Annotated in this window: 13 protein-coding genes; all 13 read left to right on the top strand. The window is 41.7% G+C overall.

The genetic code is table 11. The annotated features are described in order from the left end of the window. The first annotated feature begins 54 nt into the window (after window positions 1–54). The 13 genes from IGI42_RS18555 to IGI42_RS18495 all read left to right on the top strand — a co-directional run bounded on the left by IGI42_RS18555 (window position 55) and on the right by IGI42_RS18495 (window position 15637). Entirely contained in the window at window positions 55–1050 is a 996-nt protein-coding gene (locus IGI42_RS18555) for a V-type ATPase subunit (RefSeq protein WP_438717493.1), read from the top strand. After that, window positions 1040–1348: a V-type ATP synthase subunit F gene (locus IGI42_RS18550; RefSeq protein ID WP_438717491.1), complete on the top strand. Its 309-nt coding sequence runs from the start codon at window positions 1040–1042 to the stop codon at window positions 1346–1348. Before IGI42_RS18555 ends, IGI42_RS18550 begins: the two co-directional genes overlap by 11 nt. 53 nt (window positions 1349–1401) lie before the next feature. Continuing rightward, the gene (locus tag IGI42_RS18545; RefSeq protein ID WP_438717489.1) at window positions 1402–3183 is read left to right on the top strand and encodes a V-type ATP synthase subunit A; all 1782 of its coding nucleotides are present in this window, start codon (window positions 1402–1404) and stop codon (window positions 3181–3183) included. Then, window positions 3176–4555, top strand: a complete 1380-nt coding sequence (locus IGI42_RS18540) for a V-type ATP synthase subunit B (protein WP_438717487.1) — start codon at window positions 3176–3178, stop codon at window positions 4553–4555. Before IGI42_RS18545 ends, IGI42_RS18540 begins: the two co-directional genes overlap by 8 nt. Window position 4556: 1 nt before the next feature. Next, window positions 4557–5183 (top strand): V-type ATP synthase subunit D, encoded by a 627-nt coding sequence (locus IGI42_RS18535; RefSeq protein WP_438717485.1) that lies wholly within the window; start codon window positions 4557–4559, stop codon window positions 5181–5183. 224 nt (window positions 5184–5407) lie between these two features. Next, complete coding sequence (pyk, locus tag IGI42_RS18530) at window positions 5408–7174, top strand: pyruvate kinase (RefSeq protein ID WP_438717484.1); 1767 nt, start codon at window positions 5408–5410, stop codon at window positions 7172–7174. An 81-nt stretch (window positions 7175–7255) separates the two neighbouring features. Next, window positions 7256–8269 carry a LacI family DNA-binding transcriptional regulator gene (locus IGI42_RS18525; protein WP_438717482.1) on the top strand — a complete coding sequence of 338 codons (1014 nt, stop codon included), beginning with the start codon at window positions 7256–7258 and terminating at the stop codon, window positions 8267–8269. Between the two features lie 148 nt (window positions 8270–8417). After that, window positions 8418–9452 (top strand): 5-dehydro-2-deoxygluconokinase, encoded by a 1035-nt coding sequence (gene iolC, locus IGI42_RS18520; protein WP_438717480.1) that lies wholly within the window; start codon window positions 8418–8420, stop codon window positions 9450–9452. Window positions 9453–9554: 102 nt separating this feature from the next. Further along, window positions 9555–11471 carry a 3D-(3,5/4)-trihydroxycyclohexane-1,2-dione acylhydrolase (decyclizing) gene (iolD, locus tag IGI42_RS18515; RefSeq protein WP_438717479.1) on the top strand — a complete coding sequence of 639 codons (1917 nt, stop codon included), beginning with the start codon at window positions 9555–9557 and terminating at the stop codon, window positions 11469–11471. A 73-nt stretch (window positions 11472–11544) separates the two neighbouring features. Beyond that, on the top strand, window positions 11545–12003 hold the full coding sequence (locus IGI42_RS18510; RefSeq protein ID WP_438717478.1) for an RpiB/LacA/LacB family sugar-phosphate isomerase: 459 nt from the start codon (window positions 11545–11547) through the stop codon (window positions 12001–12003). A gap of 103 nt (window positions 12004–12106) precedes the next feature. Then, a complete protein-coding gene (locus IGI42_RS18505) occupies window positions 12107–13009 on the top strand; it encodes an AraC family transcriptional regulator (RefSeq protein ID WP_438717477.1) in 903 nt (300 codons plus the stop codon). Between the two features lie 663 nt (window positions 13010–13672). After that, window positions 13673–14677 carry a Gfo/Idh/MocA family protein gene (locus tag IGI42_RS18500; protein WP_438717476.1) on the top strand — a complete coding sequence of 335 codons (1005 nt, stop codon included), beginning with the start codon at window positions 13673–13675 and terminating at the stop codon, window positions 14675–14677. 21 nt (window positions 14678–14698) lie between these two features. After that, a complete protein-coding gene (locus IGI42_RS18495; protein WP_438717475.1) occupies window positions 14699–15637 on the top strand; it encodes a sugar phosphate isomerase/epimerase family protein in 939 nt (312 codons plus the stop codon). The last annotated feature ends 276 nt before the right edge of the window (window positions 15638–15913 follow it).

The raw sequence follows: 15913 nt of genomic DNA, 5'->3' as shown, positions 1-15913 counted from the left end.
ACGCACTATTTATATAGGAAGAAATATGACGAAAGAACAACAGGAGGAGAAGGAATGAGTTTAAGTGGTTACCACGTATTAAATCCTTTGATTCGTGCCAAGGAATTAGAACTGCTGGATTCCGAACTAGTTGAAAAGTTGATCCAAGCGAAAGATATTGAAGAAGTCGGTGAGCTATTGCAAACAACTTGTTATGCTCCACTGCTTCAGCCAAGCGTTGAAGACACTTTTAATGAAAGAATGGATCAGGAGCAGACAAACCTGTTTAATTGGTTAGTGGAAATTGCCCCGGAAAAAGAAGTCGTGTGGGTCTACACTATGCGCTTCACTTTTCATAATTTAAAAGTATTAACCAAAGGAGAATACCTAGAACAGTCGTTTGACCATCTATTTGTACCAGATGGATTTTACTCGATTCAGCAATTAAAGGAAGTTATTCGCACCGGAGAATCAGAGCAGCTGCCGGTAGAAATTGTAGCCAGTGTCCAAGAAGTGCTGGAATATCTGGAGGAATCAACGGTTTTACAAGGAATCGATGTAATATACGATCGCCATTTTCTGCAAACCCAGCGCTTGGTAGGTGAGCGGTTAGCCTATCCGGAGTTATTGAATGAGATCATTCATTTTATCGATTTAACGAATATTATCTTATTAGTAAGAGGTCTCTATCAAAGACGCAGTCACGGATTTATGGATTCGGTTTTGTCGAGTGCGGGTGCTATTGCTAAAGAAACTTTGCTGGAATTTGTTGGTGGTGAGTTAGCATCTTTCAAAGAATTTTTGAGAAATAGTGTTTATCGCGACGAGCTGTCAGCAATCTTGCAGGAGGAAATCCTTGATCCGGCACTATTGGAGCGGTTTAAAGATAATTATTTAACAGGCTTGTATCAAACAGCCCAAACTCAGGCGTTTGGTCCGCTCCCGCTTTTGGCGTTTCTCAACGCCAAAGAAGTGGAACGGAAAAATTTGCAGCTGATTGTCACAGCCAAACGCAGCAAGATTGCAAAGGAACGGATTCGAAAGAGGGTGCGCAACGTTTATGGTTTATAAAATCAGTGTGATCGGGGACAAGGAATCGGTCCTGCCCTTTAAATTATTTGGTTTTGATGTCCGTTATGCAACGGATGAAACGACGGCTCGAAAAATCGTGACCGAGCTAGCAGAAGATTCTGGTGTAATCTACATCACCGAACAATGTGCCAAAATGATTCCAGAGACGATTGCGCATTATCGCCAGCAGCTGACACCAGCAATTGTACTTATTCCCAGTCATCAAGGAACACTGGGGCAAGGAAGGGCAGATATCCAACAAAATGTTGAAAAAGCTGTCGGTCAAAACATACTTTAAAATATCGTTGACGAGGAAAAGACGTCATGGGATGAAATGGAGGATCGATTATTTTGCAAGAAGGAAAAATTATCAAAGTTTCTGGACCTTTGGTGATGGCAGATAATATGGAAAAAGCCAGCATTCAAGACATTTGTTATGTCGGAGATCTAGGAGTAATTGGTGAAATTATAGAAATGCGGGGAAAAGTCGCCTCGATTCAAGTATACGAAGAAACATCAGGAATTGGGCCAGGCGAACCGGTACGAACTACCGGAGAAGCTTTGTCAGTGGAATTAGGTCCAGGGATTGTGTCTCAGATGTTTGATGGGATTCAACGGCCATTAGATACTTTTTTGGAAGTAACTAAAAGCAATTTCTTAAGTCGAGGAATTCAAATTCCAGCATTGGATCACCATAAAAAATGGACTTTTGAACCACAAATGGTAGTGGGGACTGAAGTAGTTGCCGGTGATGTCATTGGCATCGTGCAGGAAACAAAAGTTATCAAACATAAAATTATGGTACCAAATGGCGTAGCAGGTACATTAACAAAAGTAGAAGCTGGGGATTTTACTATTGATGAGACGATTTATGAAATAGAAACTACCGATGGTAAAAAAAGCTTCAGCATGCTGCAAAAATGGCCGGTTCGTCGCAGTCGTCCCGCTAAAGAAAAATTAATTCCAGATGTACCAATGCTAACAGGCCAACGAGTAATCGATACCTTCTTCCCTGTCACCAAAGGAGGAGCTGCCGCAGTTCCGGGGCCTTTTGGTGCGGGGAAAACAGTGGTGCAGCATCAGATTGCTAAATGGGCAGATGTTGATTTAGTCGTCTACGTTGGGTGTGGCGAACGTGGCAATGAAATGACCGATGTGCTAAATGAATTTCCCGAACTGATTGACCCTAATACGGGGGAATCAATTATGGAACGGACGGTTTTGATTGCCAATACGTCAAATATGCCGGTAGCTGCTCGTGAAGCCTCGATTTATACCGGTATTACAATCGCAGAATACTTCCGTGACATGGGCTACGATGTGGCGATTATGGCGGATTCAACTTCTCGTTGGGCTGAAGCGCTGCGGGAAATGAGTGGACGTTTAGAAGAAATGCCTGGAGATGAAGGGTATCCTGCTTATCTAGGTAGCCGTCTGGCAGAATACTATGAACGTGCCGGACGAGTGGTTACCAAAGGATCTGATCATCGCGAAGGCAGTATTACAGCTATCAGCGCAGTTTCTCCTTCTGGTGGGGACGTATCCGAGCCAGTTACGCAAAATACGTTGCGTGTGGTTAAAGTCTATTGGGGATTAGACGCTATTTTAGCGCAACAACGGCATTTCCCATCGGTGGATTGGCTACAAAGCTACTCACTTTATTCCGACGAGGTTGGTAAATTTATGGATGTAGAACTGCAAACCGAATGGCATGTCATGGTGGGACAAGGGATGCGAATCTTGCAGGAAGAGTCACAATTAAATGAAATTGTCCGTTTAGTAGGGGTCGACTCGCTGTCGGAAAAAGATCGCTTAACCTTGGAGATTGCCAAATCGCTGCGAGAGGATTATTTGCAGCAAAATGCTTTTGACGATGTAGATACCTTTTCTTCTCGTAAAAAGCAGCAAAAAATGCTGGATACAATTTTAACTTTTGGAACAGAAGGGCAAAAAGCGCTGCGTTTAGGGGCATATTTAGAGGAAATTATGTCAGGAACAGTGGACTTAAGAGACCGAATTGCCCGCAGTAAATACATCTCTGAGGATCAACTGGAGCAATTTGACCAAATTATCGCAGAAATCAAGACAACCATGCACGAGATTGTCAGTCAAGGAGGCATGACCCATGATTAAAGAATACAAAACTATTGGTGAAGTGGTCGGCCCGCTGATGGTCGTAGAAAAGGTGGCAGGCGTTAAATACGAAGAGCTAATTGAAGTTCGTATGCAAAACGGCGACATTCGGCGCGGTCAGGTTCTAGAGGTTCAAGAAGACAAAGCAATGGTCCAAATCTTCGAAGGAACAAGCGGGATTAACTTGGAACAATCCACCGTTCGCTTCTTAGGACACCCGCTGGAATTAGCCGTTTCTGAGGACATGATTGGTCGAGTCTTTGACGGGCTAGGTCGCCCAAAGGACAATGGCCCGGAAATTTTACCAGAGAAAAAATTGGATATTAACGGAGAAGTGATTAACCCGATGGCTCGAGATTATCCGGATGAATTCATTCAAACCGGAATATCGGCTATTGACCACTTAAATACGTTAGTCCGTGGGCAAAAATTGCCGGTGTTTTCTGGATCGGGATTGCCTCATAAGGAATTGGCTGCCCAAATTGCTAGGCAAGCCAAGGTGCTGGATTCCTCGGAGGATTTTGCGGTAGTGTTTGCAGCGATTGGAATTACCTTTGAAGAAGCTGAATACTTCATGGAAGATTTCCGGAAAACCGGCGCCATCGATCGATCGGTGATGTTTGTCAATTTAGCAAACGATCCGGCAATTGAGCGGATTGCTACTCCTCGGATGGCGTTGACTGCCGCGGAATATTTAGCTTATGAAAAAGGGATGCACGTCCTAGTAATTATGACAGACATGACCAATTATTGTGAGGCGCTGCGAGAAATTTCCGCCGCTCGTCGGGAAGTTCCTGGACGTCGCGGGTACCCCGGGTATCTGTATACGAATCTTGCGACCTTATACGAACGAGCAGGACGAATCCGCGGATTAAAGGGATCAGTGACCCAAATTCCCATCTTAACCATGCCGGAAAATGACAAAACGCATCCCATTCCCGATTTGACCGGCTATATTACGGAAGGTCAAATTATTTTGACGCGAGAACTATACAACAGTGGTATTCAACCACCGATTGATGTGCTGCCATCATTGTCTCGCTTGAAGGATAAAGGGACTGGTGAAGGCAAAACCCGCGGGGATCATGCACCTACGATGAACCAACTTTTTGCGGCGTATGCCCAAGGAAAGCAGGCCAAGGAATTAGCAGTTGTTTTAGGCGATTCGGCCTTGTCTGATGTCGATAAAATTTATGCCAAATTTGCGGAACATTTCGAAGGTACCTACGTAAATCAAGGGTTCCATGTAAATCGTACAATCGAAGAAACCTTAGATTTAGGTTGGTCACTGCTGTCGATGCTGCCGCGAACGGAGCTAAAACGGATCAAAGAAGACATGCTGGATCAATATATGCCAAATACGGAGAAGTAATATGATGAAATTAAATGTTAATCCTACCCGTATGGAACTGACGCGTCTCAAAAAACAATACACAACAGCCGTCAGAGGCCATAAATTGTTAAAAGACAAACAAGATGAACTCATGCGCCGCTTTATTTTGTTAATTCGCAAAAATAATCAATTGCGGATTGTGGTGGAAGAAGCCATGCAACAAGCGATGGAAGATTTTGCTTTAGCAGATGCTACGATTAATGAGGCGTTCATTGAAAACCTGTTTATTCTGCCTTCTGAAAAAATTGAATTGGATATACTAGAGAAAAATATCATGAGTGTAAAAGTACCCGTGATGAACTTTCAATACACTATCCATGCCAAGGACGATCCAATGGAATATGGCTACATTAATTCCAATGCTGAACTTGATCGTACGCTGGATGCCTTTTTCGCTTTTTTACCTCAACTGTTTGAATTGACTGAGATTGAAAAAACCTGTCAGCTGATGGCCAATGAAATCGAAAAAACCCGGCGACGAGTAAATGCCTTGGAGTATATGACAATTCCACAACTAGAAGAGACGATTCACTATATCAAGATGAAGTTGGAAGAAAATGAGCGTTCTAGCGTAACCCGTTTAATCAAGATAAAAAATATGAGTTAAGTGCTAAAAACAGGAGAAGCACGCAACTCATTCACTAAAACGGTGGTGGTGACAGAAGTGTTCAGCTCCAAGGAATAGGCCAAATAGTCCGAAAATAGCTGCTCCTATTTTTGCGATTATTTGACCTATCTCCGAAAGAACTGCTTTAGTTACACCGATTATGCGGTTCTCAGAGTTTGTGACGTTTTAAGTCACAGCCACTATCTAATTCAAAGGAGTTAACAATGAAAAAAACAAAAATTGTCAGTACGTTAGGTCCCGCTAGCAACACCGTAGAGATTATCGCAGAATTAATCGAAGCAGGCGCAAATGTGTTCCGTTTCAATTTTTCCCACGGCAATCATGAAGAACAGCAAGAAAGAATGCAGCAAGTTCGAAAAGCAGTCAAACAAACGGGCAAAGATGTCGGGATTCTTTTGGATACAAAAGGAGCTGAAATCCGGACGACCGTTCAGAGCACCTGCAATGGAAAAATTGCATTTGAGATGGGGGATATTGTTCGGATTTCCATGGATGGTACGTTAGAGGGAACAGCGGAAAAAATTGCAGTAACCTATCCACAACTATTTGACGACGTCCATGTGGGTGGTCATATATTATTTGACGATGGATTGATTGATATGAAGATTATTGAAAAGGACGAAGACACCAGAGAACTGATTACTACCGTGGAAAATGCTGGAATTTTAGGATCTCGCAAGGGTGTGAATGCTCCGGGGGTCTCGATTAGTTTGCCAGGTATTACCGAAAAGGATGCTGAGGATATTCGTTTTGGGTTGGATAATGAAATCGATTTTATTGCCGCCAGCTTTGTTCGCAAGGCCCAAGACATTTTGGAAATTCGAGAAATTTTGGAACAAAAAGAGATGACCCATGTTCAGATTTTTGCCAAAATCGAATCACAAGAAGGCATCGACAATATTGATGAAATTCTCAAGGTCTCAGATGGGATCATGATTGCCCGGGGAGACATGGGGGTAGAAATTCCCGCCGAGGAAGTTCCAATGGTCCAAAAAAGTATTATCAAAAAATGCAATGCTGCAGGAAAAGCGGTTATTACAGCTACTCAAATGCTGGAATCAATGCAGCACAATCCTCGACCAACCCGTGCCGAAGCCTCTGATGTTGCGAATGCTGTGTTTGATGGTACCGATGCAACAATGCTTTCTGGGGAATCTGCAAATGGGGATTATCCAGTTGAAGCGGTCGCGACAATGGCGCGTATTGATGTCGAAGCGGAAAAAGCTTTGGCAAATCTTGGCACCTTTCAAATGAATCGTTTCGACAAAACCGATGTAACCGAGACAACGGCCTTATCAGTGGCTCGGGCAGCGCAAAATTTAGGGATTAAGACCATTGTTGCGGCGACCGAGTCTGGCCACACGGCCAAATTAATTTCCAAATATCGCCCAGATGCTGATATTTTAGCGGTGACCTTCGATGAAAGGACCAAGCGGGGTTTAATGCTAAATTGGGGCGTGTATCCGACCGTTGCTAAAAAACCAGCTACGACGGATGAAATGTTTGAGTTGGCTACCAAAAAAGCGCTGGATCTAAATTTTGCTAAAGAAGGAGACCTGATCCTAATCACTGCAGGGGTGCCAGTAGGAGAACGGGGAACCACCAATGTTATGAAGATCCAATTGGTGGGCACCAAATTATTAGAGGCTCAAGGACTCGGACAGCGTACTGTTGTAGCCAATGCAGTTGTGGCAGCTACAGCGGAAGAAGCAAATAAAAAAGCTCATGAGGGAATGATCTTGGTAGTTCCTACTACGAACGTTGATTATATGCCAGCAATTAAGCAAGCGGCCGCCATTATCGTGGAAAGTGGTGGATTGACTTCTCATGCCGCCGTAGTGGGTGTTGCGCAAGATATACCAGTAATTGTCGGAGCAGCTAAGGCGACTACAACGATTGTCGATGGTGAACTTATCACCGCTGATACACGCCGTGGAATTGTTTATCGCGGTGAAACAACTGCTATATAGAATGTTTTAGCACGCAAACTTGCGTGCTTTTTATGTGTGTGTTATGATGGAAGCAAGAAAAGGTAAAAGGGGACAAAGACGATGGCAGGAACAATTAAAGAAATTGCTGAAAGAGCAGGTGTATCCAGAGGGACCGTGGATCGTGCCTTAAATAATCGCGGCCGAATTAATCCCGAGGTGGCCGAAAAGATTCATAAAATTGCTGCCGAAATCGGATATGTACCCAGAAGCCGCAAACAAGAAGCACCAAAATACAAGATTGGGATCGTCACGCAGCTGGCAACATCTTCTTTTATGGTACCGATCCATCAAGGGCTGCAAGATGCTATCAGAGAGCTAAACAATCGTAATATTGAATGTGTTTTAAAAGAAGTTGACACGGTGGATGAAGCGGAGCAGATTAAAGCTTTAGACCAATTGATGGCAGAAAAAGTCCAGGCAATAGCGATTATGCCGGTGGAAAGTCCACGGATTCGAGAAAAAATTAATCAGTTTGCTGATCAAGGAATCAGTGTAATTACCTTTAACTCTGACATTATCGGAACCAAGCGTAGTTGTTTTATCGGACTAAATAACAACCAAAGTGGGAGAACGGCTGCCGGATTGATGGGTATGTTGACCGGCGGCGCTGGGAAAGTACTGGCGATCACCGGCTATTTCGGCAATAGTGTAAGTAGTTCCCGAGTGGATGGTTTCGTAGAAGAAATTAAACATTCTTATCCCAATGTTCATTTAGTAGGGGTACAAAGCAGCTTTGATGACAGCCAAGAGGTGGAAAATAATATCGTTAATACGATCACAGCTTTTCCTGATCTAAACGGGATTGTGGTTTTCTCTGGTGGCCAAGCGGGCATTGAGCGAGCCTTTGATCGACTGGGTTTAGAAAAACGACCATTTGTCATCATTTATGATAATACTTCAAACAATAAAGCCGCTTTAAAAAAAGGAGCGGTGGATTTCTTAATCGATCAGGATGGTTACACTCAAGGGTATCGTTCCTTACTACTTTTGGCAGATACACTTCAGAATCAAGTGCCGGTAGACCAGGAGTTTATTTACACAGATATCATTATCAAAACTAAATATAACATCTAATCCACCAATTTTTAGCACGCTAAAACAGCGTGCTTTTTTATTTTAAATAAATTATGAATGTGTGTTGCACGCAACGAAGAGAGGTGCTATAATGAAAGCACATACAACGATTGTGTTTGCACAGTCGAGAAAATGAAGAGGTGGAAAAATGAGATATGTAGCGTTTGACGAATCCCGAGAATTTGACTTACTACTGTTAGGTCGAGTAGCAATTGATTTTAATCCTGCTTATAACGACCAAGTGAAGGAAGATTTTAAACCATTGAAGGATGTCCACACATTTGAAAAATTTGTAGGTGGGTCTCCGGCGAATATTTCAGTGGGGGTTACCCGCCACGGTATGAAGGCTGGCTTTATTGGTAAAGTTTCTGATGATCAATTTGGCGATTATGTCATTGAGTATTTTGACAACTTAGGTATCGATACTTCTAACATTAGTCGGGCGCAAAATGGTGAAAAATTAGGCTTAACCTTTACCGAAATGTTGTCTGAAAAAGAAAGTCATATTTTAATGTATCGTAATCAAGCGGCTGATTTAGCTTTGAGTACAGAAGATATCAATGAAGAATACATCAAAAGTGCCAAAGCAATTTTGATTTCAGGGACGGCCTTAGCAGAGAGCCCATCAAGAGAAGCAACAATCAAAGCAGTTATGTTGGCAAAACGCAATAATACTAAGGTCATTTTCGACATTGATTACCGGGCTTACAACTGGAAAAATGATGATGAGATCTCGATTTATTATTCGATGATTGCCAAAGAATCTGATGTCATTATGGGTTCACGGGAAGAATTCGACTTAACTGAAAAATTGATTAATCCAGGTATGAGTGATGTGGAAAGTGCCGCTTTATGGCATAGCTACAACGCTAAAATTGTTGTCATCAAGCATGGGATGAAAGGGTCTACTGCGTATACTGATGATGGTCAGCAATTCTCAATTAAACCGTTCCCTGTTGATGCCCGTAAAGGTTTTGGCGGCGGCGATGGCTATGGCTCTGGTTTCTTATATGGCTTGTACCAAGGCTGGGAAATTATCGATTGCTTAGAATTTGGTTCAGCCGAAGCATCCATGATGGTCCGCAGCAATAACTGCTCTGACGATCTACCAGATACAGAAGCAGTTCACGAATTCATCAAAATGGAAAAAGAACAATACGGCGAAATGATCGCACGGATTTAACGGACTAATATACGCCGATAACTTCACATTTGAAAAAAATCGCTTCCTATTTAAATAGGAAGCTTTATGAACTAACCACTCACAGGAATTAGGAGGACAACCATGAGTAAAACAATTCGTTTAACAACAGCACAAGCACTTTTAAAATTTTTGAACCAACAATATATTAATATCGATGGTGTGGAAACACCTTATGTTGAAGGAATCTTCCACGTATTCGGACATGGTAACGTATTAGGAATTGGCGAAGCTTTAGAAGCTGATCCCGGACATCTAAAGAGCTATTCAGGAAAAAATGAACAGGGAATGGCTCATGCGGCAGTCGCTTTTGCACGCCAAAGTCTGCGGAAAAAAATCTTTGCGGTATCAACTTCAGCCGGACCAGGTTCCGCTAACCTGATCACAGCAGCCGGAACCGCTTTTGCTAATAATATTCCGGTATTGTTTGTGCCAGCGGATACTTTCGCAACCCGTCAACCTGATCCAGTATTACAACAATTGGAACATGATACAAGTGCCGCATTTTCTACCAACGATGCCTTTAAAGCGGTTTCTCGCTACTGGGATCGGGTGAATCGTCCAGAACAATTAATGAGCGCTCTAATCCGGGCATTTGAAGTGATGACGAATCCGGCAACAATGGGTCCGGCAACGGTTTGTATTCCACAAGATACTGAGGGCGAAGTCTACGATTATCCGGCAGAATTTTTCAACAAGCGGGTGCATTATATTAATCGCACGGTGCCAACTCAACGAGAATTAGACGGCGCAGTGGAATTAATTAAAGCAAGTAAAAAGCCGGTACTATTAGTAGGCGGCGGCTGCAAATATTCGGAAGCAGGCGAAATTTTACAAAAAATCTCAGAAAAATTCAATATTCCATTAGTGGAAACACATGCAGGGAAATCAGCAGTAGCGTATACGTTTGCCAATAATTTAGGCGGTAACGGTATTTTAGGAACATCGGCTGCCAACAAAGCCGTTCAAATGTCTGACTTGATTATCGGAGTGGGCACACGCTATACCGATTTCACTACGTCATCCAAAACTCTGTTTAACTTTGATCAGACGAAATTCTTGAATATCAATGTGAGCCGTCCGCAAGCATATAAATTTGATGCGTTTCAAGTTGTTGGTGATGCTAAAGCGAGCCTAGAAGCCTTACTTCCGTTATTAGAAGATTACCAAACAGAATTCGGTGATACCTTGAAGGGATTAAAAGAAGAATGGGAAGCAGAAAGAAATCGTTTGAAGAATACGACGTTCACCCGTGAAAACTTTGATCCAGAAATCAAAAATCATTTTTCTCAGGAAGAATTGAATGAGTATGCCGATGTGTTAGATACTAATTTAACGCAAACAGAAGTCTTTATACACTTGAATGATTTTGTGGATGAGGATGCGATCGTGGTGGGATCAGCTGGTTCATTGCCAGGTGACATGCAACGTTTGTGGAATCCGGCGGTGGAAAATACTTTCCATTTAGAGTACGGCTATTCTTGCATGGGCTACGAAATTGGTGGCGCAATGGGTATTCGGATGAGCGCTCCTGAGCAAGAGGTGTATGCGCTTGTGGGTGATGGTAGTTTCTTAATGCTTCACAGCGAATTGATTTCTTCTTTACAATACAATAAAAAGATCAACATTGTACTTTTTGACAATTCTGGTTTTGGTTGTATTAATAACCTGCAGATGGACAATGGCTGTGCTAGCCACGGAACCGAGTTCAGGGATTACAACAACGAAATTATGAACATTGATTACGCTAAAGTAGCAGAAGGTTATGGTGCTAAAGCTTACAAAGTTGAATCCATTGAAGAATTAAAGGCAGCAGTAGCTGACGCTAAGAAACAAACAAAGTCAACTTTGATCGAAGTAAAAGTCTTGCCTAAAACTATGACTGACGGCTATGATGGCAGCTGGTGGAATGTTGGTGTAGCAGAAGGCTCACAAAAACCATCGATTCAAGCCGTTTCTAAAGCGCGAGCAGAAAAATTAGACAGTGCTTGGAAATATTAAGTAATTTAATCAATTAAATAGCTAAAATAGGGTATTTATTCAAATACTCTATTTTGGCATGGAGGAAGAAACAATGAGGGTTGTTATTTCGAATGATGCGATTGCCCATTCTTTAAAGGAGAAATTGGTGAATCATTTAGTAGAACAAAAGTATGAAGTGCTCGATTTAGGCTCCAAAACGTTTGATGATGTGATTTCCCATATTGATGCAGCCTATAATGTAGCCGATGCTCTTGAAACAGCAGAGGCAGATTTGGGGATTGTTTTGTGTGGAACAGGAATGGGGGTTGCCCTGGTCGCCAATAAACAAAAGGGAATTTATGCTGCTGTGGTGGAAAGTGAATTTGCTGCTAAGCAGTGTCGTGTGATTAACAATGCAAATGTATTAGCCCTAGGCTCATTGATCCAATCGGAGTTTATGGCCAAACGCTTAGTAGATGCTTTTTTGACAACACCTTTTGCTAGTGATGAGCCGACTATTGTATCAGCCTATCAGAAAATGCAGGAAATCGAAGCAACGAATTTTAATTAGTGAAGCTTGTGTTGAAAGCCTATCTTAGTTTCAGTTATAATCGAAGGAGAAAGACTCAAAGAAAGCGTTTTTTGATGGCCGGATTATAAAAAGGAGGAAAAAGATGTTAAGCAAATTTTGTTCCTCTAAAGTGGTTTTAAATAAACTAATTACCAAAATCTGTTTGGCAGATACAGAGTATGTAATTCCTTATTGGGGCGCTTTAGAGCATCATTATGGCACCAATACTCATGATCACTATTTTTATGAGGTTTGCCTGATAACCGATGGCGAAGGCTATTATACTGAGGAAGATCAGGAGTATCTGCTGAAAAAAAATTCGTTGATTGTCACTACGCCGGAAAAAAGACATCAATTAAAAAGTCAAAAGGGGATCGGTTTGCTGTATTTTTCCTTCATTCCCAAAGAACATGAAAAAAGTCTGATCAGTAAAATTGATTTTTCGCAGCCTGTGATTGATTTGGATGAACAAGACCCTCTGATCTTAACGTGGCAGGCGTTGTTGAATGTCACAGTATTGTACAAAGAAGCCGCAGAATCTTATGGCGAATCCATCAAGCATTTAGCTCATTGTGTTCTTCAGTTAATCTTGGATCAATCAATCAATCATCAGAAGAAGGATGAAGTGTTAATCGAAATCACTGAACAAACGGAGCTGCTGAAGGAAATTAAGCAATACATCAGAGACAATAAAAGTAACCCGCTGTCAGTGGAGGATATTGCTGCTCATTTTTTTATTTCCAAACGTCAAATTTTCCGCTTGTTTAAAAAATACGAACCAATCACCTGCAACAATTACATTCAACAAGTGAAAATTGAACACGCTGCTAACCTGATCCGTACGACTTCTATGTCAATCACGGACATCGCTGAGTGTACAGGCTTCAGCTCGCCCCATTACTTTTCTAAAGTGTTCACGGAGCGAATGCGAGACACCCCACAGAACTTCCGCAAGCTTTATAGCAATGCGAATGTTAGCGATTTTCAAAAAGAAGACACCAAATAATTTAACGTAATGGACCAAAAGTTTGGCTTAATTAAGGCTAAATGGATGGTCTATTTTTTTTGCTCAATGAAGCAACTGAGAAGAATAGAAAATTTGTGATAAATCCCGTTCTCCATTTTTGATTAGGTAATCAAAAAGAGAAAAGCTGGACGATAAAAAAACAAATTGTAAAAATTTATTTCAAGGATAATCTTAATACAACAATAGAAAGCGCTTTAATAAAATGCTAAATCAGAACTAATAAAAACTTTAAAATACTCAATTTTGAAAATGAAACATCGCTATTTGAGTATAAAATGCTTAAGTTCGGCTGGTTTCGTGGTCACTTTTTTGCAAATTACGGGCATTTTATTGCAAACAATGTCACTATTTTGTGTGTTAATCTTATGAATGTAAAGGGATACATTAAAAGTTAAAAAGATCGAACAATTCACAACGAGAGAATAAAAAAACTTAAGTAATGTGCTTAATCCGGATAAAGCACTCTCGAATCTGATAATTAAAAAGATCAAGTTTGTGAAATTTATGTTTTGTATCCGCTTTTTTAATGGATCTACACCAGTAACGAACAGGAGTGAGCGTAAAGTCGGAAAGCCCAATCAGAAACAAGCTCAGTTGATTGATGAAATAAAAACACTAAGCATTTATAAGGAGGAAAACAACATGAATGAAATGAAAATCGGCGTTATCGGAACAGGTGCCATCGGCCAAACTCATATTGAGCGAATCAATACAAAATTACAAGGGGCTCGTGTGATTGCTTGTGCTGACCCAAATGCAGATTTCTGTAAAAGCATTGCAGAAAAATTCTCACTAAAGGCTTATGACGATCCGAAAGAAATGATCCATGCGGAAGATATTGAAGCAGTGGTGGTTACCGCAGCAGATAACTTCCATGAGGAATACGTATTAGCAGCTATTGAAGCTGGGAAATATGTTTTCTGTGAAAAGCCATTAGCACCAGAATCAAGCGCTTGTCGTAAGATCGTTGACGCTGAAATTGCTGGGGGCAAAAAACTAGTCCAAGTTGGCTTTATGCGCCGATATGATCCTGGCTACCGTCAATTGAAAGAATTAATCGATTCAGGTGATTATGGTGCACCATTGATGTTGCATTGTGCGCACCGTAATCCGGAAGTATCTGGTTTCACTACTGAAATGTCGGTAGAAAATTCCTTGATCCACGAAATCGATGTTTTACGCTGGTTACTAGGTGAGAATTATCAAACGGCTGAAGTAGTCTTCCCACGTACCACTCGTAACGCTGAAGGGGAGTTAAGAGATCCGCAAATCATGTATTTAACAACAGAATCAGGAATCCGTATTGATGTTGAATCTTTCGTCAATTGTAAATACGGCTACGACATTAAGTGCGAAGTTGTTTGTGAAGAAGGCACCTTAACATTACCAGAACCTGCCAATGTAATGAAACGTGTAGATGCGGCAAGAGTTACACCCATTTGCCGTGACTGGTCTGAGCGTTTCGTAGATGCCTACAACATCGAATTCCAAGAATGGATCAATGCTTGTAAAGAAGGTCGTGTGGATGGCCCGACTGCTTGGGATGGCTATGTTGGACAAGTAACGGCAGCAGCAGCTTCAAAAGCTCGGGATGCTCAACGCGTAATGACGATTGAATTTGATGAAAAACCAGCTTTCTACAACTAAATTCAAGGAGGAAAACAAAAAATGAAATTATCAATCTGTACCGATGTATATGCTGACTTAAGCTACACTGAAATGCTAGATAAAGTAAAATCACTAGGCGTAAACGCAGTTGAAATGACTGCTGGCGGCTGGGGTGCACAAAAACATTGTCCAACCCAAAAATTACTGGCTGATGACAATGAATTGAAGGCTTACCAAGCAGAATTAGTAAAACGTGACATGGAAATCGCAGCGTTAAACTGTTCTTGTAATCCTTTGTGGCCAAGCGAAACGGGCGAAAAATTCTCGAAATCCATGTATGACTGTGTACTACTAGCTGAAAAATTAGGCATCAAAAAAATCGTTTGTATGGCTGGACTACCTGCGGCTAGCGAAACCGATACTGTTCCCAACTGGATCACATCGACGATTTCATGGCCAGACTACACAGCACCCGCTTATGAATACCAATGGAAAGTTACCATCGAATGGTGGAAAGACTTTGTGGCACATTGTAAAAAACACGGCTTGGAAAAAATCGCAATTGAAGAATTTCCAGGAACAATGGTTTATAACGTAGAAACGTTATGGCAATTAAGAGATGCCGTTGATCCAATGATCGGCATCAATCTTGACCCTTCCCACATGATCGCTTTAGGAGCAGACCCAATTGTTGCGGCCCGTAATTTAAAAGGTGCCATCTATCACGTTCACGGTAAAGACACTCGTTTAGAACGGGCAAAAGTCGAAATCAACGGCTTACCAGAGTGGAAGGATGTTACTGACGTTGCCGATCGTAGCTGGAACTATGTCGCAGTTGGTTGCGGACAAGACTTGCAATGGTGGAAAGAGTTCTTCTCAGTATGCCGCATGATGGGCTACAACGACTTTGTATCACTAGAAATGGAAGACTTCACGATGAGCACCGAAGCTGGAGTGGTTACTTCCATCGATGCGTTACAACAAACGATTAGTAAATAATTGAGTCAGGAATTCTCTGTAGGGGGATTCCTGGGTCTTCAATAATCTTCTTGCGTTTAGAAAAAAATAGTAAATTTTGGTCACTTTTTTATAAACTTTGGTCATCTTTTTATAAAGCCGGTGCCTGTTCTTCGTGTTAGGATGAGATCAGAACTCCTTTAGATTAGACCAGAAAAGTGAAGCCAACTGTCTGTTTGTTTTAAGTAATTGTTAGCGCTTTTATTGTTGTGAGCAGAGCGGATTTTTTTCTAAGCGTCTGAAAAACATGGTCTTAAT

Source organism: Enterococcus sp. AZ109, assembly GCF_051714625.1.
Lineage (GTDB): Bacteria > Bacillota > Bacilli > Lactobacillales > Enterococcaceae > Enterococcus_A.
This window is presented reverse-complemented; position numbering and strand designations above follow the sequence as displayed.

What these genes read in the sequence shown, in the direction of transcription:
- IGI42_RS18555 (WP_438717493.1), top strand. Translation starts at nt 55, where the DNA reads ATGAGTTTAAGTGGTTACCACGTATTAAATCCTTTGATTCGTGCCAAG.
- IGI42_RS18550 (WP_438717491.1), top strand. Translation starts at nt 1,040, where the DNA reads ATGGTTTATAAAATCAGTGTGATCGGGGACAAGGAATCGGTCCTGCCC.
- IGI42_RS18540 (WP_438717487.1), top strand. Translation starts at nt 3,176, where the DNA reads ATGATTAAAGAATACAAAACTATTGGTGAAGTGGTCGGCCCGCTGATG.
- IGI42_RS18535 (WP_438717485.1), top strand. Translation starts at nt 4,557, where the DNA reads ATGATGAAATTAAATGTTAATCCTACCCGTATGGAACTGACGCGTCTC.
- pyk (WP_438717484.1), top strand. Translation starts at nt 5,408, where the DNA reads ATGAAAAAAACAAAAATTGTCAGTACGTTAGGTCCCGCTAGCAACACC.
- IGI42_RS18525 (WP_438717482.1), top strand. Translation starts at nt 7,256, where the DNA reads ATGGCAGGAACAATTAAAGAAATTGCTGAAAGAGCAGGTGTATCCAGA.
- iolC (WP_438717480.1), top strand. Translation starts at nt 8,418, where the DNA reads ATGAGATATGTAGCGTTTGACGAATCCCGAGAATTTGACTTACTACTG.
- iolD (WP_438717479.1), top strand. Translation starts at nt 9,555, where the DNA reads ATGAGTAAAACAATTCGTTTAACAACAGCACAAGCACTTTTAAAATTT.
- IGI42_RS18510 (WP_438717478.1), top strand. Translation starts at nt 11,545, where the DNA reads ATGAGGGTTGTTATTTCGAATGATGCGATTGCCCATTCTTTAAAGGAG.
- IGI42_RS18505 (WP_438717477.1), top strand. Translation starts at nt 12,107, where the DNA reads ATGTTAAGCAAATTTTGTTCCTCTAAAGTGGTTTTAAATAAACTAATT.
- IGI42_RS18500 (WP_438717476.1), top strand. Translation starts at nt 13,673, where the DNA reads ATGAATGAAATGAAAATCGGCGTTATCGGAACAGGTGCCATCGGCCAA.
- IGI42_RS18495 (WP_438717475.1), top strand. Translation starts at nt 14,699, where the DNA reads ATGAAATTATCAATCTGTACCGATGTATATGCTGACTTAAGCTACACT.